Origin of the sequence: Streptomyces coeruleorubidus (genome assembly GCF_008705135.1) — a bacterium.
Classification (GTDB): Bacteria; Actinomycetota; Actinomycetes; order Streptomycetales; family Streptomycetaceae; genus Streptomyces; species Streptomyces coeruleofuscus.
The window spans coordinates 3482109-3505735 of the sequence record NZ_CP023694.1; the positions used below are offsets into that span (position 1 = coordinate 3482109).

At 70.0% G+C, this 23627-nt stretch carries 18 protein-coding genes and 1 pseudogene; 10 read left to right on the forward strand and 9 right to left on the reverse strand.

The window, feature by feature from the left end:
- Positions 1-19: 19 nt before the first annotated feature.
- Positions 20-638, reverse strand: a pseudogene (locus tag CP976_RS16010) (GNAT family N-acetyltransferase).
- 428 nt (positions 639-1066) lie between these two features.
- Between CP976_RS16010 and CP976_RS16015 the strand changes: the two are divergent.
- Positions 1067-2911, forward strand: a complete 1845-nt coding sequence (locus tag CP976_RS16015) for a glycoside hydrolase family 3 protein (protein WP_150480980.1) — start codon at positions 1067-1069, stop codon at positions 2909-2911.
- A gap of 113 nt (positions 2912-3024) precedes the next feature.
- Complete coding sequence (locus CP976_RS16020; protein ID WP_150480981.1) at positions 3025-3681, forward strand: hypothetical protein; 657 nt, start codon at positions 3025-3027, stop codon at positions 3679-3681.
- A 143-nt stretch (positions 3682-3824) separates the two neighbouring features.
- Here CP976_RS16020 and CP976_RS16025 read toward each other — a convergent pair whose 3' ends face one another.
- Both CP976_RS16025 and CP976_RS16030 read right to left on the reverse strand, forming a co-directional pair.
- On the reverse strand, positions 3825-4211 hold the full coding sequence (locus tag CP976_RS16025) for a hypothetical protein (protein WP_150480982.1): 387 nt from the start codon (positions 4209-4211) through the stop codon (positions 3825-3827).
- Between the two features lie 44 nt (positions 4212-4255).
- A complete protein-coding gene (locus tag CP976_RS16030; RefSeq protein WP_150480983.1) occupies positions 4256-4594 on the reverse strand; it encodes a hypothetical protein in 339 nt (112 codons plus the stop codon).
- A 783-nt stretch (positions 4595-5377) separates the two neighbouring features.
- On the opposite strand from CP976_RS16030, the gene CP976_RS16035 reads away from it, so the two are divergent.
- The 5 genes from CP976_RS16035 to CP976_RS16055 all read left to right on the forward strand — a co-directional run bounded on the left by CP976_RS16035 (position 5378) and on the right by CP976_RS16055 (position 10545).
- A complete protein-coding gene (locus tag CP976_RS16035; RefSeq protein WP_150480984.1) occupies positions 5378-5917 on the forward strand; it encodes a hypothetical protein in 540 nt (179 codons plus the stop codon).
- A 286-nt stretch (positions 5918-6203) separates the two neighbouring features.
- Complete coding sequence (locus CP976_RS16040; protein WP_150480985.1) at positions 6204-6551, forward strand: hypothetical protein; 348 nt, start codon at positions 6204-6206, stop codon at positions 6549-6551.
- 499 nt (positions 6552-7050) lie between these two features.
- The gene (locus CP976_RS16045) at positions 7051-9426 is read left to right on the forward strand and encodes a glycoside hydrolase domain-containing protein (RefSeq protein WP_150480986.1); all 2376 of its coding nucleotides are present in this window, start codon (positions 7051-7053) and stop codon (positions 9424-9426) included.
- Between the two features lie 7 nt (positions 9427-9433).
- Positions 9434-9859, forward strand: coding sequence for a hypothetical protein (locus tag CP976_RS16050; RefSeq protein WP_150480987.1), 426 nt, complete (start codon positions 9434-9436; stop codon positions 9857-9859).
- Positions 9856-10545 carry a hypothetical protein gene (locus CP976_RS16055; protein WP_150480988.1) on the forward strand — a complete coding sequence of 230 codons (690 nt, stop codon included), beginning with the start codon at positions 9856-9858 and terminating at the stop codon, positions 10543-10545. Before CP976_RS16050 ends, CP976_RS16055 begins: the two co-directional genes overlap by 4 nt.
- Before the next feature lie 133 nt (positions 10546-10678).
- Here CP976_RS16055 and CP976_RS16060 read toward each other — a convergent pair whose 3' ends face one another.
- The 4 genes from CP976_RS16060 to CP976_RS16075 form a co-directional block, all read right to left on the reverse strand.
- Complete coding sequence (locus tag CP976_RS16060; protein WP_308429982.1) at positions 10679-10969, reverse strand: hypothetical protein; 291 nt, start codon at positions 10967-10969, stop codon at positions 10679-10681.
- Between the two features lie 426 nt (positions 10970-11395).
- Positions 11396-12832, reverse strand: coding sequence for a S28 family serine protease (locus CP976_RS16065; protein ID WP_150480989.1), 1437 nt, complete (start codon positions 12830-12832; stop codon positions 11396-11398).
- A gap of 96 nt (positions 12833-12928) precedes the next feature.
- On the reverse strand, positions 12929-13321 hold the full coding sequence (locus CP976_RS16070; RefSeq protein ID WP_150480990.1) for a hypothetical protein: 393 nt from the start codon (positions 13319-13321) through the stop codon (positions 12929-12931).
- Positions 13322-13432: 111 nt separating this feature from the next.
- A complete protein-coding gene (locus tag CP976_RS16075) occupies positions 13433-17152 on the reverse strand; it encodes an ABC transporter ATP-binding protein (protein ID WP_150480991.1) in 3720 nt (1239 codons plus the stop codon).
- A 176-nt stretch (positions 17153-17328) separates the two neighbouring features.
- Here CP976_RS16075 and CP976_RS16080 point away from each other — a divergent pair, with 176 nt between their 5' ends.
- Both CP976_RS16080 and tesB read left to right on the forward strand, forming a co-directional pair.
- Positions 17329-18486 carry an acyl-CoA dehydrogenase family protein gene (locus tag CP976_RS16080; RefSeq protein ID WP_030838107.1) on the forward strand — a complete coding sequence of 386 codons (1158 nt, stop codon included), beginning with the start codon at positions 17329-17331 and terminating at the stop codon, positions 18484-18486.
- A gap of 34 nt (positions 18487-18520) precedes the next feature.
- Positions 18521-19402, forward strand: a complete 882-nt coding sequence (tesB, locus tag CP976_RS16085; protein WP_150480992.1) for an acyl-CoA thioesterase II — start codon at positions 18521-18523, stop codon at positions 19400-19402.
- On the opposite strand, the gene CP976_RS16090 is transcribed toward tesB, so the two are convergent.
- Both CP976_RS16090 and CP976_RS16095 read right to left on the reverse strand, forming a co-directional pair.
- Positions 19395-20183, reverse strand: coding sequence for a phosphatase (locus CP976_RS16090; protein WP_150480993.1), 789 nt, complete (start codon positions 20181-20183; stop codon positions 19395-19397). The two genes, tesB and CP976_RS16090, sit on opposite strands and share 8 nt — an antisense overlap.
- A 93-nt stretch (positions 20184-20276) precedes the next feature.
- A complete protein-coding gene (locus tag CP976_RS16095; RefSeq protein ID WP_150480994.1) occupies positions 20277-21959 on the reverse strand; it encodes a PucR family transcriptional regulator in 1683 nt (560 codons plus the stop codon).
- Positions 21960-22102: 143 nt separating this feature from the next.
- Between CP976_RS16095 and CP976_RS16100 the strand changes: the two genes are divergently transcribed.
- The gene (locus tag CP976_RS16100; RefSeq protein ID WP_150480995.1) at positions 22103-23566 is read left to right on the forward strand and encodes a sodium:solute symporter family protein; all 1464 of its coding nucleotides are present in this window, start codon (positions 22103-22105) and stop codon (positions 23564-23566) included.
- Positions 23567-23627 lie beyond the last annotated feature (61 nt).

A 23627-nucleotide genomic window follows, 5' to 3' on the forward strand; every position in this document is an offset into this window, starting at 1 on the left:
AGGCCACGCCCCCGCCGGCCTACGACCGTGCGAGGAACCCGTTCACCCGTTCCTCCAGCCGCTTCCGGCACCGCGGCCACTCCGGTGCCGTCACCGAGAAGATCGCGGAGTCGCGCAGCAGGCCTTCCTCTCCGCCGGGACCAGTTCCGCAGCACGCCCTCGAAGCGGGCTCCCACGCTCTCGATGGCCGCGCGGGAACGGCTGTTGCGGGCATCGGTCTTCAGGTCCACGCGCGAGACGCCCCACTCCTCGAAGGCATGGCGGAAGAGGAGGAACTTGGCCTCGGTGTTCACGCCCGTCCCCTGGGCAGAACGGGCGAGCCAGGTGAAGCCGACCTCGACCGCGTCGAGTTGGTCGTCCGAGAACCAGGAGCGTGGTTCCAAGTACGCCGTGGCGCCGACCGCTCGTCCCGTGACCGTCGAGATCTGCGCGTAGGGCGCGACCCACCCCGTCGCCGCGCGGGCGAGCTGCGCGTCGATGTAGGAACCCACCTCGTCGGCATCCGGTACCCAGGTGAAGGCGTAGTTCTCCCGGTCCTCCGTCGCCGCCTTCGCCAGCTCGGCGGCGTGCCGATGGCCCAAGGGCTCCAGCCGGACCAGGGCACCCTCCAGGACGGGTCCTTCCAGTGCGAAACTCACGCGGGGAAGTCTTCCTCAGGCAGCCCGGGGCGTCGAACGGAATACCGGTACGGCGAGCAGTGGATGGCCGGAAGTGGCGGCTCATCCGCCCCGTTGAACCCCTGGTCCCCCTCGGGTACCGACTTCCGGAAATCCGGCCCGGGTCGGGAACCCGGCCCGGACTCCCGTCGTCCAATCGCAGGCCGCCGGAGAGTCACCACGGTGCGGTGTCGGCCCTCGCTGCTGGCTGCGATCGCTGACCACCCTCTCCGCCGTACCGCGGCCGGCGGCCCCGCCGCCATCGGCGCGTCCCCCTCCAACCGCGCCGGTGGCGGCCCCTGCGCGGTTAGTGTGCGTTCCCTTGACTGGCAGAAACTTCCCGGTTACTGGTGACGCGTTGGAAGTTTCCTTCAGCGGATCCCAGTGGATCACCTCCGGAAGGAGCGCACGTGCACGACACCGGCACGGGAAGCACGGGAAGCACGGGAAACACCGCACAACCCTCCAGACGCGCCGTCCTCGGCGCCACGGCCGGCGCCGCCGGCGCCCTCGCGGCTGGCGGGCCCTCGTACGCCGCCGGCCCTCCCGACGACAAGCGACTCCGCACCCTCGTCTCGCGCATGACGCTGGAGGAGAAGGTCGGCCAGCTCTTCGTGATGCGGGTCTACGGCCACTCCGCCACCGCCCCCGACCAGGCCGACATCGACGCCAACCTGAAGGAGATCGGGGTCCGTACGGCCGCCGAGCTGGTCGAGAAGTACCGGGTCGGCGGCATCATCTACTTCGCCTGGGCGCACAACACCCGCGAGCCGCGCCAGATCGCGGACCTGTCCAACGGCATCCAGCGGGCCTCCCTGGAACTGCCGCGCGGGTTGCCTGTGCTCATCTCCACCGACCAGGAGCACGGGATCGTCGCCCGGGTGGGCAAGCCGGCGACGCTCTTCCCCGGGGCCATGGCCGTCGGCGCGGGCGGGTCGCGGTCCGATGCCCGGGCCCTCGGGCGGATCGCGGGGCGTGAGCTGCGGGCGATGGGCATCCGGCAGGACTACTCCCCCGTGGCCGACGTGAACGTCAACCCGGCCAACCCGGTCATCGGCGTGCGGTCCTTCGGCGCCGACCCGCGGGCGGTGGCCGCGCTGGTGGCCGCCGAGGTCGCCGGGTACCAGGGGTCCGGAGTGGCGGCGACCGCCAAGCACTTCCCCGGGCACGGGGACACCAACGTCGACAGCCACACCGGCTTCCCGACCATCACGCACAGCCGGGAACTGTGGGAGAAGCTGGACGCGCCGCCGTTCCGGGCGGCGATCGCCGCGGGCATCGACTCGATCATGACCGCGCATCTGATGGTCCCGGCCCTGGACGACTCCGGCGACCCGGCCACCCTCTCCCGCCCGATCCTCACCGGCATCCTCCGCGAGCGGCTCGGCTACGACGGGGTCGTGGTCACGGACTCCCTCGGCATGGAGGGCGTGCGGACCAAGTACGGCGACGACCGGGTGCCGGTGCTCGCGCTGAAGGCGGGCGTGGACCAGCTCCTCAACCCGCCGCATCTGGACCTCGCCTGGAACGCGGTCCTCGCAGCCGTGCGCAACGGCGAGCTGACCGAGGCACGGCTCGACGAGTCGGTCCTGCGGATCCTGCGGCTGAAGACGAAGCTGGGGCTGTTCCGCGCCCCGTACGTCAGCCGGGAGGGTGTCGACCGCACCGTCGGCACCCGGGCACACCTGGCGACGGCCGACCGGATCGCCGAGCGGACGACCACCCTGCTCGTCAACGAGGGGCGGTTGCTGCCGCTGTCCCGGCGCCGGTACCCCAGGGTGCTGGTGGTCGGGGCCGATCCGGCCTCGCCCTCGGGGACGACCGGACCGCCGACGGGAGTGCTCGCCGCCGCGCTGACCGAACTCGGCTTCACCGCCACCGCCCTGCCGACCGGCACGTCCCCGTCCGCGGCGGTCGTCGCCCGGGCGGTCGCGGCGGCGCGGGACGCGGACGCGGTGGTGGCGGCGACGTACAACGTCACGGCGGGCAGCGGTCAGAAGACGCTGGTCGAACAGCTCGTGACGACGGGACGGCCGGTCGTGGCGGTCGCGATCCGCAATCCGTACGACGTGGCCCAGCTGCCCTCCGTGCCGGCGTGCCTCGCGGCCTACTCCTGGACCGACGTCGAACTGCGGGCCGCCGCACGGGTGATCGCGGGACGGGTGGAGCCCCGCGGGAAACTCCCCGTGGCGGTGCGGCGGGCGGATGATCCGGAGCAGGTGCTGTACCCGATCGGGCACGGGCTGACGTACTAGACGTACGCCACGGACCGGGCGCACCACCCCCAAGGTGCGCAAACCCTCCCATGTGCCTGGCGTGCGCCCCTGCGGGGGGTCACGCTGGGCTGGGGCTCTTCTGGGGGACGGCAATGCGCGTGAGAAGTTCGGCGGGGGTGGTGTGGGGGCTGCTGGTGCTGCTCGGTGTGCTGCTGACCGGGTGCCAGAGCCCCTCGGCGGGTGTCGCGGAGGACGGCCGGCTGGGCGGGTCGGCGTCGGGGACCGCCGATGCCGGGTCGGCGCCGGTGCCCCGGCCGTCCGGGTACGGGGCGGTGTTCCTCGCGGTCGACGAGTGCAGTTCGTTCGGCACGACGAGCTTCACCGAGGTGCCGTGCGCCGGTGAGCGGGCGGCGGCCCGGGTCGTGGCGCGGCACGACGGCACGGTCCGGGACGGGCCGCGCTGCCCGGCGACCACGGACTTCGTGCTGCACATCAGCGAGCAGCGGCCCGCGTCCGACGAGGACGGCGACGGGGCGGTGCCGCAGGGCTATGCCTGCATGCGCAACCTCCAGCCGCCGCACCCGGGCGACCCGGGCGGCGGGGGCGGGCCCCGCACCATCGTCGGCGACTGCGTCTACAGCTCCGGCGACGGGCAGGTCCGCGAGACCGCGTGCGAAGGGAAGGGCGGGCAGGAGCCGGAGTACAAGGTGACCGAGGCCGTCGCCGGGCGCGCCGACTGCCCCGTTTCGACCGCCCTGTACGTCCGGCTCGGCGGCGACCGGCCCGTGGGGTGCGCCCGGCCGCTGTGAGCGCGCCGCCGGCGGGGCGGCGGCCGTGTACCGACCACCGTCGACCAGGGCCCTGTTCCGCGATCCGCTCCGCTGCCCCTGAAGCGCTGACGGTCACGCAGCTCAACGCCCTGTGCGGCACCGCGGGAACTCAGCACCTGACTCTATGGGCGGTTGAGCGTGGTGAGACGCACCGGCTCGGTGAGGACCGCACGGGCTCCGCCCTCGTCAGCACTGCGCGCGGCGAGCGTCGCCTCGGCCAGTCGGGCAGGGAGTGCCTCCGAGAACTTGAGGCCTCGCACCGCCCGCTCGTCGACTTCGGGCAGACACAGCCGCAGCGTGGCCTCCGTGACGGCAGCTTTCCAGCGGGTCGGTGTCAGATCGTCGCACAGGCGGATCCAGTGGTCCTCGAACCGGCGCTGTGGAGCCGCGACGGACGGCAGCGAGGCGGCCAGCATGGCATTTGCGCGATGCCCGGCCCACGTCCACCAGCGAATGTCGCCGTCCGTGAGCCGGGTGATGACCGTCCCACCCGGATGCACGGTGTCCACGTGTCTCTCGCGGGCCTCGGTGAGCCTGACGGTGGCTCGCCTGGTCAGGCGTACGGGAGGGCGTCGCCACCAACGGCCGGTGCGGGGGTGGCGCTGATGGGGGCGAGGCCGTCACCCGCGACCGGCTGCGCGGTGGTGGCGGGCAGCAGCCGCACGAAGGCCTCATCGCCCAGAGACTTCCACAGTGCACGGGCGTCGGCGAGCAGCGAGTCCGACTTGAACACCGACGGCGTGGAGGCGGGCAGGCGGAGTGGGCGAGGCCGGGGTGACGAGGCGGCGCGGACCAGCTCGTCGGCCCTCTTCCCGGCCTCGGCCACGAAGGCCGGCGCTGCCCCGCCGATGACGTGTTCCTCGTCCGGGTCGTACTCCCACCGCCAGGTCACACGGACACCGCCTGTCGGGTCGCGGCCTCGACAGCGCACGTTCGCTCACCGCAGGACGGAACGGCCGGGTCTTCGCGATTGCTCGTGACGACGACCGCGGGTGCGAGTGGTCAGCGCCCGCGGCAAGGTCGCCGACGCCACCCGTCATCTCGGCCCCGGACGGCCGGCCGTTGTGGGCCTCCCCGGTCCGGCCAGGCCGCGAGCACGACACCACCTGTGCTCGCGCCCACTGCCTGGGCGGCGCCCTGAACCGGCCGGCTGCCCTTTGGGCATCTCCACCCTGGCCGCGGCTACGAGAACGCCGCAGAAAGCTTGCGCCACTCGGTCAAGAAGCCCAAGGGGAGCGAACTCGCCGAGTCCGACAGGGCTTTCGAGGCCGTGCTCCCGGGCTTCCATGCCGCTGCCGAACGCGCCAACGCCCTGCTGGGGGTCACCTTCAAGGCCATGATGTCCCCGAGAAGCGCCCAGTGGAATCAGGCCATCCCAAGGCGCTCGCCAGTCAGCCGTTGCGTCCCTCGGTCCTCAGTTCGAGGCCAGGTGATCCTCTGCGGCAGTTTCAGCTCATCGCCAGAAAGGCGGGCTTTCGCCTGTCTGGCGAGAACCTTCCCACCCCATAAAGGTGTGATTCCGGCATTTTTGACATGCTGCAACCCCTGTGAGGAACTCCTCATGTCCAGTATCTGCTCAAGCGGACCACCTGCCACGAGGAAGGCTTGATCAAAGCTGTTTCAGGTGTGTATGAAGGGCTGCATAAGTAGTCCGGGATTACTTCAGGGGGATTTCATGAATACGGTGCCGGGTTCGTTACGGCGGACGACCACCGCATTCCTGATGGCCGTGGCACTCTTGACCGCTAGCCCTTTCATGGCCTCATCACACGCGGCGAGCGACATCAACATCGGGCCTGGCGTCGACGCGGAGTCCGCTGCTTTCGTCAAGGCCCATCCCAAGGAGGTGGCAACCATGGCCAACCTCTGCGGGGCGGAATACGACACCATCACTCTTGCTCTACGTCTGCCCACCGACGCGAGCCGCCTGGGTACGCTGTGGGTCTACGGCGGCAACGGCGCCGGCAGCAGTCAGAACACCTGCTCCGTGTTCGACAACAACACGGGAACTTCCAAGTGGATGAAGCTGCAGCTCTGCGACAACTACACGAATACACCGTGCGATGTCGACCAGGGCACCTTCAGTCAGTACGCCGGTCCCGTATGGCAGAAGCCTGGAGGTTGTGGCACGGTGACGGCCCTGATGAAGGCGTCATCGAGCTCCTCGACTTATCTCATCAACCGAGTCGCTGACAATGTCACCAACTGCAACTGACGCACACATGGCTGCCCGTAAAGGACGTAAGACATTGCGACACAGTCACGGGATCACGCTGCTGTGCGCGGCAGGGTTGCTGACGGTGCTCACAGCGTGTGGGGACTCAAGCGACGTACGGACCAAGGGTGAAGGGCAGGTGTCCCGGCCAGCGGCTTCTGCAACCCCGGTCCAGAGACCAGGCTCTGTTTCTGCCCCACCAAGGGCCTCCGTCGGCCCCGAGGGAGAGGATGCTGCGGCGCAGGAGGACGAGGCCCGCAAGCGGGCTGCTGCCGCACCCAGCGGCGTGCCGGTTTCAGGTGAACCCTTTGATCCCGCGAAACCGGATTTCGAGAACCCTCTGGTCTCCCGCGGTGACGTCACCGTCTACCGAACCATCCGAACCCGCACGGGCCTGACCGTCCCCGTCACCATCACCAACACCGGTCGCGACCGCGCAGCCTATACGGCTGAGGTGAAAATCACCGGCCCGCAAGCCTTTGAGGCCGTTCTGCACGTCGGAACGGACGGCACTCCCCTCTACCCCGGCACAAGCAGGCCCACCGAGTTGACCGCCACAGACCCTGGTAAGCCGGTACCCTCCGACCCCACCATCACCATCACCCGCGTCACCCGCACACCGGACGAAAGCTGACGGCCTACCTGTCGCTATGACCTCGACATAGCTGGGCCGGGTCTCGTCCTCGCAGGCGAGACCCGGCCTTGTGACCGCCCTACAGGAGGTCAGCGGCTGCCGTCGAGCAGATCGCGCCACGTCCAGGACTTCCTCCCAAGTATCCGTGCGAACGGTCGTCGCGCACGCCCGTACGGTCTCCAGGAGCGACCGCGTCCCGACGACGTGCCGTCCGCGATGAGCGGGCGGTGGTCTGAGCGTCGCCGGCGATCTCGGCACCCGCACCCAGTGCGTCGGCCCGGTCCGTCAGGGCAATGGCCGCTGTGGCCGCGTGTGTTCCTGCGGGGAGGGTGTCGGCGGCAAGGTTCCGGTCGGCAAGTCACCGCAGCGCCGGAACGCTCAACTGAGGTGTCTCCCATCACGCTTACTCCTCTCCGGTCCCTTCTTGTGAGGTCGGGGAGGCGTCCGTCTCGTCCGGACGAACACTCAGCGATTTACGAACGAAAGGTTGCCTGCCATAATGGCTGATGAAATAGTACTTCAGGCTCAGAAGTGGGTCAATTCAACCTACAAGAACGTTTCCGGCTACAACCCCGTCACGGAAAACGGCAAGACCGGCTGGAACACCATGTATTCACTGACCCGTGCGCTGCAGTACGAACTCGGCATTACAGCGCTGTCCAACGCTTTCGGCCCGACGACGTTATCGAGACTGCAAGCCAAGGGCGCCATCAAGGTCGGCGAGTCCAACAAGAACATCGTCAAGATCATCCAGTGCGGGATGTACTGCAAGGGCTACAGCGCGGGCGCCATCGATGGGGAGATGTCCCAGGCGACCCAGGCTGGCATCAACACGATGATGCGGGACATGGGGCTTTCGGCAACTTACCTCAACGGCACGGTCCGCCCCAAGGTGTTCAAGGCTCTGCTGACCATGGACGCCTACATATTCCTGTCCGGCGGACTGGAGCAGATCCGCTTCATGCAGCAGTGGCTCAACGGCCGCTACTTCGAGAAGTCGACCTTCTACATCGGTCCGTGCGACGGCTTCTTTTCCCGGGACGTCCAGCAGGCGCTGATGAAAGCCATCCAGTACGAATCGGGCATCCCCGAGGACCAGGCCACCGGTGTCTTCGGTCCCGGCACCGTGGCCGGCCTGAAGGCCCACACCCTCTCGGAAGGTGACAGCGGCACGTGGGTCCAGCTCTTCACCGGTGCGTGCGTGGCGAACGGCCCGTCCAACACGAGTGGTGACATCGCCACCTTCGGCAACAAGTTCGACGCGGACCTCACCGACTGGGTCAGGAAGTTCCAGAGCTTTTCCGCGATCGGCGTGACCGGCAAGGCCGACTTCGACACCTGGGCGCAGTTACTCGTCTCCTACGGGAACCCCGACCGGAAGGTCAACGCCTGCGACACCCGGTTCACCATCACCCCCCAGCGGGCGGAAGCCCTCTACCGGGAGGGATACCGCGCCGTCGGCCGCTACCTGGACGAGCCGCCCGGGAGCACACTGAACAAGGAGATCCAGCCCGGTGAGCTGGAAGCCATCTTCTCCGCCGGACTGAATGTCATCCCCATCTGGCAGTACGACGCACGCAGTCTCGCGGACTTCAAATACAGCAACGGCTACCTGCACGGCAGCCTGGCCCACGGCCGCGCCGCCGGGTACGGGTTCAACAGGGGCACGGTCATCTACTTCGCGGTCGACTACGACGCCACCTCGGCGGACATGGACCTGATCATCGATTACTTCGCCGGGGTGAACGACGCGCTCAAGAGCAACGGAAGCAAGTACATCGCCGGTGTCTACGGCTCGCGGAACGTGTGCGCCAGCGTCTCCGGGGCCACCTACGTCCCTTACGCGTACGTCTCTGGCATGTCCTACGGGTTCTCCGGAAACCTCGGCTTCCCGTTGCCGCAGAACTGGGCGTTCAACCAGATCAAGGAGTTCACCTTCCCCAACGGTTCGGACAGCTTCGGGCTGGACGCGGTGGCGCACCGCCCCGGCGCCGACTTCGGGCAGGAATCGGTCAACGATCCGGACGGTTCGTCGGTCGACGAGTTCATCGCCTACGCGCAAAGGGTGTATGACGCCGCGGTCTCCTACGGCAAGGGTGATCCGAACGAGCTCTCGTTGCAGTTCATGCGCTGGGACAAGTACACCGACACCCGGTGGAGAACGCTGTTCGGCGAGGTCGACGACGCCTTCATCAGCTACGCCACCGGCCGGGGGCTCGACCAGGCGAGGAAGCACGCATACACCGACCCGTCCATGGGCGCCCTCATCAATCCGGACCACCTCGCGGCGAGCGCCAGTGGTTACTTCCTCAAGGGCAACGCCGGGGTGGGAAAGGCGAACCGCGCCGAACTGGCGAGCTGGGGCGGAGACCTGCTCACGTTCTACGGTGAATGGAGCCGCTCGGACAACGCGTCGCCCCTGGACTTCTGCCGCAAGACGCTGTGCAGGCCCGATGTCGCGTCGACGTTCGCGCTGGGCGACCTCATCGAGGACATCGACGGGTTCCTGATCGCCGAGCGCCTGAAGAACGGCAACACGAACATCGTCCAGGAGCTGAGGAGGATCCTGATCGGAACGGGCCATCTGACGCGCTTCAGCGACTTCAAGCTCTACCGGTTCGGCGGCGTCACGAGCAACATCCGGGGGACGGCGAAGGCGTTCCTGGAGGACCAGATAGACGACACGCTGCTGTCCTCCACCCGTACTCTCCTCATCCACAGGAACTGCCCGGTGGGCAAGGAACCGTGGAACGAGTCAGACTCCGTGATGAGCGAGTTCTACACGGGTTTCGCCGAGACGCTGCAGCGGCTCATCGACCAGCAGGTGGCGCGCCGGGCGAAGTTCCTCGCCGCGCAGGAAGCAGAGAAGAAGTAGGTTTCACATGTTCCTGATGGGCGCGTTGCTGGCTGCGAGTCTGGTCACCGCGGTGGTGGGCATCGTGGTGGTCCTCATCCTGCTGAGCCACCCGCCGCTGCCCGTGCCCAGGGTCTACGCGCTCGTCGCCCTGATCCTGGCCTCCTCGGCGGTGGCGGTGTACTGCTACGGCTGGTTCTCAGTCACCACGGGTGGGCCTTTCCCCGAACTGTGCACGAGCCGGAACGACGCCGGCGCCGACTTGGCGGCCATCGAACAGCGGTACTGGCCTCTTCGAAACGCCTGCGTGTACTCCGACGGGTCGACCGTGGAGTACGTCTCGGCGTCGGTCACCGTCTTCGTGTGCCTGCTGGCGGGTGCCGCCCTCGTCTCGGCCGGCACTTCCGTGTACCTGCGCAAGCGAGTCAGAAAAACTTCTGGAGTGATCTCATGAACACCGATTTCTCGCGCCGCACCCTGATCAGAGGAATCACCGGTGTCGCCGCCGGAGCCACCTTGCTCGCCGCGGGGGAGGTCCTTCTCGCTCCCGGCACCGCCCAGGCCGCCGACGCCTCGTGGAAGCGGCCCAGATCGGCGAACGGCTGGGATGTCCTCACCGCGAGCTCGTCGGGCACCGCCCCCTACGACATACCGGGAACGGACCTCCGGGTCGTTCTGCGGGAAGGGGATGTGGGGACCGTCCTGGCCTATGTGGCGCAACGCTTCCACTACGACGTCACCCGGCTCGAAGCGAGCCGCGGACAGGTCATCGGGTACAGCGGGGACCGGCGGGTGGAGGCGGACTTCGAGTCCAACCACCTGTCGGGCACCGCGCTGGCGCTGTACCCGGACAATTACCCGCTCGGAGTTAAGGGCAACTTCTTCCCCCACCAGGTCACGGCGATCCGGGACATCCTCGCCGAGCTCCAGGGTGTCGTCAGGTGGGGTGGCGACACGGAGTCGCCCAAGGAATCGGTCTTCTTCATCGACGTCCCGCCGGGTTCGGCGAAACTCGCCCAGGTCGCGGAGACCCTCAGGCAGTGGAGCGTCACCCCTGGCAAGGGGGCCGGGACCCAGATCATCGAAGACCCCAAGCGCATCACGGCCGCGAAGAAGCTCGCCGGTATACAGGCGGCCTGACACGGCCGGTGGCCGGGGAGGCGGCGGAAGCGGCCCGCCGCCGGCAATCTGTGGTTCGGAGCACGGCCCCTGGGCAAGCAGTTCGGGCTCGTGAGGGCTCAGTCCTTCCAGCGGTTTCCGCACAAGGAGTTCCTCAACGCCTGGAAGCGGGCGGGGCGCTGACCGGGCCGCGTCCTGGGTCTCCGGAATCCCCAGTGCCCTTGGTGCCTTCGGTGTCCTCGGCGTCCGTGGTCTCCCCTGTTTCCGGTACAGGCAGGCGAGCCCCGCGGGACTCGGCGACGCTGAGGACGTCGGTCAGGCACTCGGCGAGCCGGAGTCCGGCATAGCGGACCTCGGTGTACGGCGAGGTCGGATCGTCCAGCACCTTGCGGGCGCGGGCGAGGCCGAGCACGTCAGTCGCGGTGGCGAGCTGTACGGCTTCCATGTCGTCGGCGAGGCGGGAGAGGTAGCCGCCGCTGTCGTCCGTGGACAGGTAACACGGCTTGCCGTCCGGGGAGGGCCAGGGCAGCAGGCGCAGGGGGTCGGCGGTGTGAGGTGGTGTGCCGGTGGGGTCATCAGGCGGTCACCGCCTGGGCGCCGATCATGTTCCCGTCCGGGCCAAGGCCGAAGTCGGCGGCGATCTGCTTCCTCGCGGAACTTCATGCACCTTGCTCGGTGCCCTGGAAGGCATCGTAGTCGGTCCTGGTCGGCCGGTTCGGTGCTGTGGAAAGCGGGCGGTGCGATCATGGGCGAACCTCGCTGCCGAAGCCGACCTCCCACGTGACGACGCGGCCGAGGACTGGATGCCGGACACGCGAACCGCCTCCCGTTCCCAGTGGCCGAGAGGCGGTCGAGTACCGGCAGCGGGCGGCTACGGACGCAGCGTCATCTCACGCTGTACGTCCCGCTTGTCGAGCTTGGCGTCGAACTTCGCCAGCGGCTTCGCCGCCTGCGGGTCGGCCTGCACCGCGCTGGTGGCGACACCGGCCCAGTCGAGGATGCGGGCGGTGGCGAGCGCCTTCTGCTCGGGCACGAGGCCCGCGACGTTGGCGCCGTGGTTCATGCCGGGGGCGGTGAAGACGTAGGAGTCCTTCGCGCCCTTGCCGAGGCGGAACGGCTCCGCGCTCCACGGGTCGTTCTGGCCGTTGACGAAGAGCATGTGGCGGGCGTTGTGCCGGACCCAGGTGTCGACGTCCCGCATCGCCTGCGGCTGGAACCGCATGGGGATGTCGCGCGGGACGAAGTTCCGGGGCGGCTGGTAGCCGTAGCGGATGTACTGCTTCTCGATGTGCGGGAAGCGGATGGTCGGCGCGCCGAGCTGCGTGCCGGCCTGGTAGTAGTACGGCGTGTAGGTCGTCAGGCCCTGGTCGGCGTAGGCGGAGAAGCCGGAGATCGTGTCGACGGAGTTCCAGATCTCGTCGTCGGTGGCGTTCTTCGCGTCGGCCGGGATCTGGTCGCAGTCCTTCAGCAGGCTGTACTGCCAGAAGCCCCACACGTAGTCGAGGACGGTCGCCTCGAAGGCCTTGTCCAGGCTGCCGATGGTGTTGAAGGTGAGGCCGTTGTCCTGCGCGTAGGCGGCGTACTTCTTCTCCAGTGGCTCGCGGCGCACCAGTGCCTCGCGCTGCACGCCGTTCAGCCGGTCACGGCACTCCTTGGTGCCCACGCCCGCGAAGAAGCGGTCGTAGGCGGAGTCCTCCTTGTTCACCACGTCGTTGGGGGCGACGTAGGCGACCACGCCGTCCATGTCACGCGGGTAGAAGCGCTCGTAGTAGGTGGCGGTCATGCCGCCCTTCGAGCCGCCCGTGGAGATCCACTTCTTGCCGTAGATGCCCTTCAGCGCCTTGAAGACGCGGTGCTGGTCGCTGGCCGCCTGCCAGATGTCCAGCTTGGACCAGTCGGCCGGGGAGGGCCGGGACGGAGTGAAGAAGCGGTACTCCAGGGAGACCTGGTTGCCGTCCACGATCTGGGTCGGCTCGCTGCGGCGGGGCGTCGTGGAGACGTTGTAGCCGCCGGTGAAGAAGACCGTCGGGCGCGCGACATCCTTGTGCAGCACGGTGATGCGCTGCTGGAACGTGCCCTTCGACGGCTTCCGGTGGTCGACCGGCTGCGTGTAGTTCAGGACGAAGAAGCGGTAGCCGGTGTACGGCTTCTCCTCGACCAGGCTCATGCCCGGTATGGAGAGCAGCCTTTCCTTGATGTCGGTGGTGCCGTCGGTGCCGGTGGCGTCGGCGGCGGTGGCCGCTCCCGCCGTGCCCAGTGTGCCTATGAGCACCGTGAGCGCCAGCAGCCATCTGAGCGCCTTGCGCATGCGCACTCCCCTGTGAGACAGATGTGCGCCGGAAGCTAGCGGACCAACTCCCGCCAGCACCAGGGGACATGGGGAAAACCCTCTATGCGCCGGGCGTCAGCACAGGATCCAGCCGGAGCTGACCGAGCCCTGCCCCACCCTGCCCTTCAGCCATACGCAGCGGCGCCCGGCGTGCACCATCACCGGGCCGGCGTGGTAGGAGTACCGGCCTTCGTCGACGACCGGGCGGTTGCCGCGTGCCTGCACGCTGACCGACATCTTCCGCTTCACGCCGGGCTTCTTGGTGAGGGTCACGGCGCAGACGTAGCCGCCGCGTTTGTAGACGAGCACGGTTCCGGTGGAGAACGGCAGGGTGCGGACCTTGCGGCCGGGACAGTGGGCGGAGGCGGCGGCCTGCGCCTCGCCCGGCGCCGCCACGGCGAGCAGGCCGGAGGCGGTCAGCACGGCCAGGCCGAGCGCGAGCCGCCGGCGTATCGCTCCACTGTCCACTGTCGTCCTCCCGTACCGCGTCGTGCGCGACCATCGACGTACAGGTGTACGGACGCACGACGTATGTCGGACGGTTGCACGAGCGTTACGAAAACGCCGGTCGCGCGGGCCTCACCGGGACGCGCCGACCGGCTCCTCCGGCTCCGCGGCACCGATGAACGTCCGCCACAGCTCGGCGTACCGCCCGCCCCGCGCGAGCAGCTCCTCGTGCGTGCCGTCCTCGGCGACCCGGCCGTGGTCCATGAGGACGACCCGGTCGGCGCGGGCGGCGGTGGTGAGGCGGTGGGCGACGACGAGGGTGGTGCGGCGGCCCGCCAGACGGTCGGTGGCCTGGTTGACCTGGGCCTCGGTGGCCAGGTCGAGGGCGGCCGTCGCCTCGTCGAGCAGCAGGACGTCCGGGTCGACAAGCTCGGCGCGGGCCAGGGCGATGAGCTGCCGCTGCCCGGCGGAGAGGTTGCGACCGCGTTCGGCGACCTCGTGGAGGTAGCCGCCCTCGAGCGTGGCGATCATCTCGTGCGCGCCGACCGCCCGGGCCGCCGCCTCGACCTCGGCGTCGGTGGCGTCGGGGCGGCCGTAGGCGATGGCGTCGCGGACGGTGCCCTGGAAGAGGTACGCCTCCTGTGGGACGACCCCCAGACGGTGCCGGTACGAGGTGAGGTCGAGGGCGCGCAGGTCGGTGCCGTCGACGGTGACCCGGCCGCCGGTCGGGTCGTAGAAGCGGGCCACGAGCTTGACGAGGGTCGACTTGCCCGCGCCGGTCTCGCCGACGAACGCGACGGTCTGCCCGGCGGGGATGCGCAGGTCGACGCCGCCGAGGGCTTCTTCGTCGTCGCCATAGGCGAAGTGCACGTCCTCGAAGGCGATGTCGCCGCGCAGGGACAGCACTTCGCGGGGTTCGTCGGCGGACTTCGTCGACGTCGGCTCCTGGAGCAGCTCCTGGATGCGGCCCAGCGAGACGGACGCCTGCTGGTAGCCGTCGAAGACCTGGGAGAGCTGCTGCACGGGCGCGAAGAACAGGTCGATGTAGAGCAGGTACGCCACGAGCGAGCCGATCGCCAGTGTCCCGTTGTCGACCCGCGCGCCGCCCACGATCAGCACGGCCGCGGCCGCCACCGACGACAGGAACTGCACGAAGGGGAAGTACACGGAGATCAGCCACTGGCCCCGGATGCGCGCCTGGCGGTAGCTCTCGCTGTGCCCGGCGAAGCGCCGCCCGCCGTCCCGCTCGCGCCGGAAGGCCTGCACGATCCGCAGCCCGGACACCGACTCCTGGAGGTCGGCGTTGACCACCGACACGCGTTCACGGGCCAGTTCGTACGCCTTCACGCTCGCCCGGCGGAAGAAGAACGTGGCGATGATCAGCGGCGGCAGCGTCGCGAAGACGACCAGCGCGAGCTCCACGTCGATGACCAGCAGGGCGACCATGATGCCGAAGAAGGTGACGACCGAGACGAAGGCGGTGACCAGGCCCGTCTGGAGGAACGTCGACAGCGCGTCGACGTCGGTCGTCATCCGGGTCATGATCCGGCCGGTCAGCTCCCGCTCGTAGTAGTCGAGCCCGAGTCGCTGGAGCTGGGAGAAGATCTTCAGCCGGAGCGAGTACAGCACCCTCTCGCCGGTACGTCCCGTCATCCGGATCTCGCCGACCTGGGCCGCCCACTGCACGGCCACCGTCAGCAGCGCGAGCAGCGACGCCGCCCACACGGCGCCGAGCGCGGCCTGGGTGACGCCCGAGTCGATGCCGTGCCGGATCATGATCGGCAGCAGCAGGCCCATGCCCGCGTCGACGGCGACCAGACCGAGGCTGACCAGCAGCGGCAGTCCGAAGCCGCGCAGCAGCCGGCGCAGGCCGTAGGACTGCTCCGGCTGGACGGCCTGCTTCTCGTCGACGTCGGGGATGTCGGTGGCCGGGGGCAGCGCCTCCACCTGGGCGAGGAGCTCGGGGGTGGCGGGGCTTTCGGCGAGGGCGAGGTCCTTGCGCTCGCGGTCGCCGGTCCACAGCCGCGGGGTGACCCCGCGCTCGGCGTCGAACTCGGCGTCCAGCTCGTCCCGGACGGAGGTGTCCTCCTGGGGGGAGGCCGGCTGGGTGTGGCCCGGGGAGACCGCGCCCAGCTCATCGGGGTCGGTGAGCAGGCGCCGGTAGAGGGCGGAGCGCCGCTGGAGTTCGTCGTGGGTGCCGATGTCGGCGAGGCGGCCGCCGTCCAGGACGGCGATGCGGTCGGCGAGGTTCAGGGTGGAGCGGCGGTGGGCGATCAGCAGGGTCGTGCGGCCCCGCATGACCTCCTTCAGGGCCTCGTGGATCTCGTGCTCGACCCGGGCGTCCACGGCGGAGGTGGCGTCGTCCAGGACCAGCAGGCGCGGGTCGCTGAGGATGGCGCGGGCGAGGGCGACCCGCTGGCGCTGGCCGCCGGAGAGGGTGAGGCCGTGCTCGCCGACGGTGGTCTCGTAGCCGTCGGGCAGCTCGCTGATGAACCGGTCCGCCTGGGCGGCGCGGGCGGCCTGCTCGATCTGCTCCTGGGTGGCGTCCGGGCGGCCGTAGGCGATGTTGTTGCGGACCGTGTCGGAGAAGAGGAAGGAGTCCTCCGGGACCAGCCCGATCGCGGCCCGGAGTGATTCCAGGGTCAGTTCGCGCACGTCGTGGCCGCCGACGAGGACGGCACCGCGTGTGACGTCGTAGAAGCGCGGCAGCAGCAGGGAGACCGTGGACTTGCCGGAGCCGGAGGAGCCGACGACGGCGAGGGTCTCGCCGGGGCGGATCTCGAAGGAGAGCCCGTCGAGGACGGGGCGGTCTTCGTCGTAGCCGAAGGAGACGTCGTCGAACTCGACGGTCGCGGGGGCGTCGGCGGGCAGGTCCTTGCGGCCGTCCTGGAGAGACGGCTCGGTGTCGATCAGCTCCAGGACGCGCTCGGTGCCCGCGCGGGCCTGCTGGCCGACGGTGAGCACCATGGCGAGCATGCGGACCGGGCCGACGAGCTGGGCGAGGTAGGTCGAGAAGGCGACGAACGTGCCGAGCGTGATGTGCCCGCCGACCGCGAGCCAGCCGCCGAGCGCCAGCATCGCGACCTGGCCGAGGGCGGGGACGGCCTGGAGGGCCGGGGTGTAGACGGAGTTCAGGCGGATGGTGCGCAGCCGCCCGGCGAAGAGCCTGCGGCTGACGTCCCTGAGCTTGCCGGTCTCCTGGTCCTCCTGCCCGAAGCCCTTCACCACGCGGACACCGCTGACGGAGCCGTCGACCACGCCGGCCACGGCGGCGGCCTGGGCCTGGGCGTACCAGGTGGAGGGGTGCAGCCTTGTGCGGCTGCGCTTGGCGATCCACCACAGGGCGGGGGCGACGGCCAGGGCGACGACGGTGAGCGGCAGCGACAGCGACGCCATGATCCCCAGGGAGATCAGGAACAGCAGGACGTTCCCGATGGTCATCGGGAGCATGAACAGCAGGCCCTGGATGAGCTGGAGGTCGCTGGTGGCCCGCCCGACGACCTGGCCGGTGGACAGCTCGTCCTGGCGGCGGCCGTCGAGCCGGGTGATGGTCCCGTACATCTCCGTCCGCAGGTCGTGCTGGACGTCGAGGGCGAGGCGGCCGCCGTAATAGCGGCGGATGTAGGTGAGGACGTAGACGACGAGTGCGGCGGCGACGAGGAGGCCGGCCCAGGTGGTCATCGAGCGGGTGTGGTCGCTGATGACGTCGTCGATGATCACCTTCGTGATCAGCGGGACGAGCGCCATGACGGCCATGCCGCCCAGCGAGGAGCCGAGGGCGAGTACGACGTCCTTCGGGTGGCGCCATGCGTAGGCCCACAGTCGTCGTGCCCATCCCCGTTGCGGTGTCACGCGGTTGCCCTCCGGTCGTCCTGGTCTGCCGGAAGGCACCAACGCCGTGGGAGCCTGTTTTCATCCCGCGGCGTGACGAGCGTTACCCCGCCCCCACCCTGGACGGTGGTTGATACTCGCCGGTATCTTAGTCTGAGCAAGCGCTTAGACATACCGAGGTCCCTGGAGGTGGCGGCGTGCGCCGTACGGTGTTCAACGAGGATCACGAGGCGTTCCGGGAGACCATCCGCGCCTTCATCGAGGCCGAGGTCGTACCGGTGTACGACGAGTGGTTCGCGGCGGGCCAGGCGCCCCGCGACTTCTACTACAAGCTCGGTGAGCTGGGCATCTTCGGCATCAACGTGCCCGAGGAGTTCGGCGGCGCGGGCCTGGAGAGCCACAAGTTCGAGGCCGTGCTGTACGAGGAGACCGCTCGCGCCGGTGTCCAGTTCGGCGGCTCCGGCGTGCACGTGCTGCTCGCCCTGCCCTACATCAAGATGCTCGCCACCGACGAGCAGAAGAAGCGGTTCCTGCCGAAGTTCGTCTCCGGCGAGGAGATGTGGGCCATCGCGATGACGGAACCGGGCACCGGTTCCGACCTCGCGGGCATGAAGTCCACCGCCAAGCTGAGCGAGGACGGCACGCACTACGTCCTCAACGGCGCCAAGACCTTCATCACCGGCGGCGTGCACGCCGACCGTGTGATCGTCTGCGCCCGCACCTCCGCCCCGACGGCCGAGGACCGCCGCCACGGCATCTCCCTCTTCGCCGTCGACACCAAGTCCGAGGGCTACTCGGTCGGCCGCAAGCTCGACAAGCTCGGCCTGAAGACCTCCGACACCGCCGAGCTGGCGTTCGTCGACGTCAAGGTGCCCGTCGAGGACCTCCTCGGCGAGGAGAACAAGGGCTTCTACTACCTCGGCCACAACCTGGCCTCCGAGCGCTGGGGCATCGCCTTCGGCGCCTACGCCCAGGCCAAGGCAGCCGTCCGGTTCGCCAAGCAGTACGTGCAGGAGCGCACGGTCTTCGGCAAGCCGGTCGCGCACTTCCAGAACACCAAGTTCGAGCTGGCCGCCTGCCAGGCCGAGGTGGACGCGGCCGAGGCCGTCGCCGACCGCGCGACCGAGGCCCTGGACGCCGGTGAGCTCACGCCCGCCGAGGCCGCCTCCGCGAAGCTGTTCTGCACCGAGGTCGCCCACCGCGTCATCGACCGCTGCCTCCAGCTGCACGGCGGCTACGGCTACATGAACGAGTACCCGATCGCCCGCCTGTACGCGGACAATCGCGTCAACCGCATCTACGGCGGCACCAGCGAGATCATGAAGTCGATCATCGCCAAGGACATGGGCCTGTAAGCCGACCGCAATCAGTGGCCGGTACAACAGTCGTATGAGTCAGGCACTACAGGACCTCCTCGATCTGCTCGACCTGGAGCAGATCGAGGAGGACATCTTCCGTGGCCGGTCCCGGTCCGCCGTCGTCCCCCGCGTCTTCGGCGGGCAGGTCGCGGCCCAGGCGCTCGTCGCCGCCGGGCGCACGGTCCCCGAGGACCGGCCCGCGCACTCGCTCCACGCGTACTTCCTGCGCCCCGGCGATCCCGGCGCGCCCATCGTCTACACCGTCGACCGGATCCGCGACGGCCGTTCCTTCACCACGCGCCGGGTGGTCGCCGTCCAGCACGGCAAGCCGATCTTCCACCTTTCGGCGTCCTTCCAGGTGTACGAGGACGGGCTGGACCACCAGGAGCGCATGCCGTCCGCGCCCGATCCCGCCACGCTGCCCACCGGTGAGGAGCGGCTGCGCGGATACGGGCATCTCGACCCGACGGTCGTGGAGAGGTTCCTGGAGGCCCGGGCCGCCGTCGATCTGCGCTACGTCGACGAGCCGCCGTACGGGAAGTTCGGCGAGCCGCGCGAGCCGCACTCCCAGGTGTGGTTCCGGACCAACGGCAAGCTGGCCGACGACCCGCTGCTGCACGTCGTCCTCGCCACCTACGTCTCCGACATGACGCTCCTCGACTCCGTGCTGCTCGCGCACGGGCGGGGCGGCTGGGCCGTCGGGGACGTCGTCGGGGCCTCCCTGGACCACGCGATGTGGTTCCACCGGCCGTTCCGCGCCGACGAGTGGCTGCTCTACGACCAGGAGTCCCCGTCCGCGTACGGCGGCCGGGGACTGGGGCAGGCCCGGATATACACGCAGGACGGGCGGCTGGCCATCACGGTGATCCAGGAGGGCGTGGTCCGCGTCCCGCGCGAGCAGGGCACTAGCTGAGGCCCGCCTCCGCCAGCAGGTACGCCGTCATCGGGTCGTAGTGGCGCGGGCTGACCACGTGGTCGTCGAGGGGCACCGTCACCTGCACGGTGCCCTCGGCCTCGGCGAGGAAGAGGGCCGGGTCGTTGCTGTCGGCGTAGCCCACGGAGTCCACGCCGTGCTGTCCCGCGTAGCCCGCCCAGCCGTGGTCGGCGACGACCAGGTCGGGCAGCGGGCGGCCCTCGCGCTCCATGGCGGTCAGGATGGCCTTCATCGGCTCGCCCGAGTGGGTGTGCCACAGGGTGGCGCCGTGCTCCAGCACCGCCACGTCCGCGAACTGCATGACGTAGCCCTCCTCCGTCGTCAGCCCCTCGGGGATGACCACGATCTCGCAGCCGGCCGCGCGCAGGGCCGCCGCGGTCGCGCGGTGCACGTCGAGCAGGCCGCCGGGGTGGCCGGTGGCGAACAGGACCCGCTGCTGCCCGTCCGCCGCCTTGCGCAGTCGGCCGGCGAGCCGCTCCAGGCCGGCGACCGTCAGCTCCGGGTCGATGGTGTCCTGGCCGTACCGGTACTCGGGGTCGTCGTTCACGCCGACCCGTTCCGCCATCACCGCGAGGACGTCCTGCTCGTCGCTCCAGCGGTCGCCGAGTTCCAGGCCGAACCAGTAGTGACGGTCGGCGTTCGCCAGCTTGCGGTAGTGGGAGAGGTTGTTCTCGCGGGGGGTGGCGACGTCGCCCGCGATGCGCGTCCTGACGAGGTGGTCGACGAGTTCGGCGCGGCTGGGTGTCCCGGGTATCGGCATGGCTCCCATTGTGAGGCAGCCGACTGCGGGCGGCCCTGGCGTATCGCACGCTGGGATCTGCGTCACGTACTCAGAGAGACCCCGGTCTCGTACTCAGATGTGCCGCAGCGCGAACCAGAGTTCCATGCGGACGTCCGGGTCGTCGAGGTCGGTCTCCAGCAGGGTCGCGCAGCGGGCGATGCGCTGCCGCACGGTGTTGCGGTGCACGGACAGGGCGACGGCCGTGCGGTCCCAACTGCCGTGCAGGGACAGCCAGGTGCGCAGGGTCTCGGGGAGCGCGGGGTGGGCCGTGACGGGCGCGAGCAGGGTGCGGGCGTGGGCCGCCGCCTCGCCGGGCGGGACCAGGTCGGCGAGGGCGGGGCGCGGGCCGTGCCGCAGCAGCGGGGCGCGGGTGGCGCGGGCCCGGGCCAGGGCGCGGGCCGCCTGCGTGTCGGCGGCGGGCCAGTCCCCGGGGTCGACGGCGGCGCTGACGCCCAGGGTCCAGCCGGGCAGCGGGTCCGGTGCCCGGTCGGCCGGGACCAGGACCCGTACGACGTCGCCCGCCGGGTCGACCAGGGCGGACCCGAGCGCGGCACCCAGCGCGGAGGCCGCGACGGCGTCGGGCACGCCCTCCCCGTCCGGACGGGCGTGCACGACGACCCACCGCCGCCCGTCACCGAGCAGCGGCGCGACGTCCTCGGGCGCGGCCCCCAGCAGCAGCCGCACCAGCGCCGAGGAACGGGCGGCACCCGTGCCGCTCTGCTGCTCCCCGGTGAGGAGGGACAGCAGCACGGCGGCGACGGACACGATGGTGTGGTCCCCCGGCGCGCGCCCTGGGGCGGCCACCCCGAGCACGAAGCCGTGCCCGGCACCGAGGGCGTAGGCGGCGAGGTGTGTACCGGAGACGGTGTCGGTGGCGGAGGTGGGTGCGGGGCGACTGGGATCGGTGGGTGGCTGAGGGCCGGCAGGCGAGGCCGGGCCGGGCCGGTGGGCCGGGCGGGAGCGTGCCGCCGCGGGCCCTCCCGGCCGGGGCCCGGCCGGGAGGGCCGAGCGGGAGGGTGCCGCCTCCGACTCACCCGGCCGGGGCCCGGTCGAGTGCGCGCGTGATGCGGAGCCGGTCTGCGATGCCGCACCTGCCGGAGGCGCCGGACGGTCCGGCCGTACGACCTCCGCCAGCCGCGCCAGCGCCGCGTGCGCCTCGCCCCCGGGCTCCCGGCCCGCCCCCGCGATCTCCGCCCCCTCCGGGCCGTACAGCACCGCCCGGCCCCCCAGCCGCTGGGCGAGCTGCCGCAGGACCGACGGGACCGGGTCGGGGCGGGAGGCGGCCGAGGCGAGGCTCTGCTGGGCCTCCGTCACGCGGCGGAGTTCGGACAGGCGGGCCCGGGCCATGAGCTGCCAGACCGCGCGGGCGACGCCCGAGAAGGTGGTCTGCGGCGGCACCTCCAGCAGCGGCAGGCCGTACCTCTCGCACGCCGCGACCAGCGCCCTCGGCACCGTGTCGTGCACCGGCGCCACCCCGAAGCCCAGGGCCGCGCCGCCCGCCGCCACGATCCGGGACACGTAGTCGTCGAAGTACGTGCCCGATCCCGCCGCCTCCGGGATGTGCACGCCCGCCGTGAGCAGCAGTTCCCCGCCCAGCAGATACGGATACGGGTCCGCCATCTCCGAGGTGTGCACCCAGTGGACGACCGTGCCGGGGTCGTCCGGACCGGCGATCCGGCGCAGGGCCAGGTCCTCGCGGGCCAGGAGTGCGGAGAGCGGGACGGGGGGCGTGGGGGGAACCGTCGAATCCGGCATGTGTGCGTTCCCTCCAGTCAGTGCCGCCCAGGTGGATGAAACGTACACTTCGCAGTCGCTTTCCGGCCACCTAGGGTCAGTGCTCGTCCACCTCGTCCCCCACGACCGAGCCCCGCGCCCCGTGCGTGCGCGAAGGAGGCCCCATGGCCGTCGACTACCTCGTGATCGTCGTCTACCTGGCCGGCATGCTCGCCATGGGCTGGTGGGGCATGCGCCGCGCCCGGTCCAAGAGCGAGTTCCTGGTGGCCGGCCGCCGGCTCGGCCCGGCCATGTACTCCGGCACCATGGCGGCGATCGTCCTCGGCGGCGCCTCCACCATCGGCGGTGTGGGCCTCGGCTACCAGTACGGCCTGTCCGGCGCCTGGATGGTCTTCACCATCGGCCTCGGCCTGCTCGCCCTCTCCGTCTTCTTCTCCGCCCGCATCGCCCGGCTGAAGGTCTACACCGTCTCCGAGATGCTCGACCTGCGCTACGGAGGCGGCCGGGCCGGCGTCATCTCCGGTGTCGTCATGTGGGCGTACACCCTCATGCTCGCGGTGACGTCGACCATCGCCTACGCCACGATCTTCGACGTCCTGTTCGACATCAACCGCACGCTCGCGATCGTCCTCGGCGGCTCGATCGTCGTCGCGTACTCCACCCTCGGCGGGATGTGGTCGATCACCCTGACGGACATGGTGCAGTTCGTCGTGAAGACCATCGGCGTGCTGCTCCTGCTGCTGCCGATCGCCGTCGTGAAGGCGGGCGGCTTCGCCGCGATGAAGGCCGAGCTGCCCACCGGCTACTTCGACCCGCTCGGCATCGGCGGCGAGACGATCTTCACCTACGTGCTGATCTACACCTTCGGCATGCTCATCGGGCAGGACATCTGGCAGCGCGTGTTCACCGCCCGCAGCGACCGGACCGCCAAGTGGGGCGGGACCGTCGCCGGCACCTACTGCCTCGCGTACGCCCTCGCCGGCGCCGTCATCGGTACGGCGGCCAAGGTGCTGTACCCGAAGCTCGGCAGCGCGGACGACGCCTTCGCGACCATCGTGAAGGAGCAACTTCCCGTCGGTGTCCGGGGGTTGGTGCTGGCCGCCGCCCTGGCCGCCGTGATGTCCACGTCCTCCGGCGCGCTGATCGCCTGCGCCACCGTCGCCAACAACGACATCTGGTCCCGGCTGCGGGGGATCGCCAAGGCGCCGTCGGACGACCATGACGAGGTGCGGGGCAACCGGGCCTTCATCCTGCTCATGGGCATCGCCGTCATCGGCACGGCCATCGCCATCGACGACGTCGTGCAGGCGCTGACCGTCGCGTACAACCTCCTCGTCGGCGGTCTGCTCGTGCCGATCCTCGGCGGGCTGGTGTGGAGGCGGGGCACCGTGTACGGCGCCCTCGCCTCGGTCGTGGTCGGCGGACTCGCGGTCATCGTGCTGATGGCGACCCACGGCATCCTCGCCAACGAGCCCGTCTACTACGGCCTGCTCGCCTCGCTCGCCGCCTATCTGGCCGTCTCCCTGGCCACCCCCGCCACCGACGCCGCCGTCCTCGCCGCCTGGCGCGAGCGGCTCGCCGGACGGTCCCCCGAACTCGCGTCCGAACGGGTCGCGGCTCCCCAGTAGAGTCGTAGAGCAAGCAGTACATAGCTGTAAATAGCAGCGCATACGCGATGAAGCGTAGGAG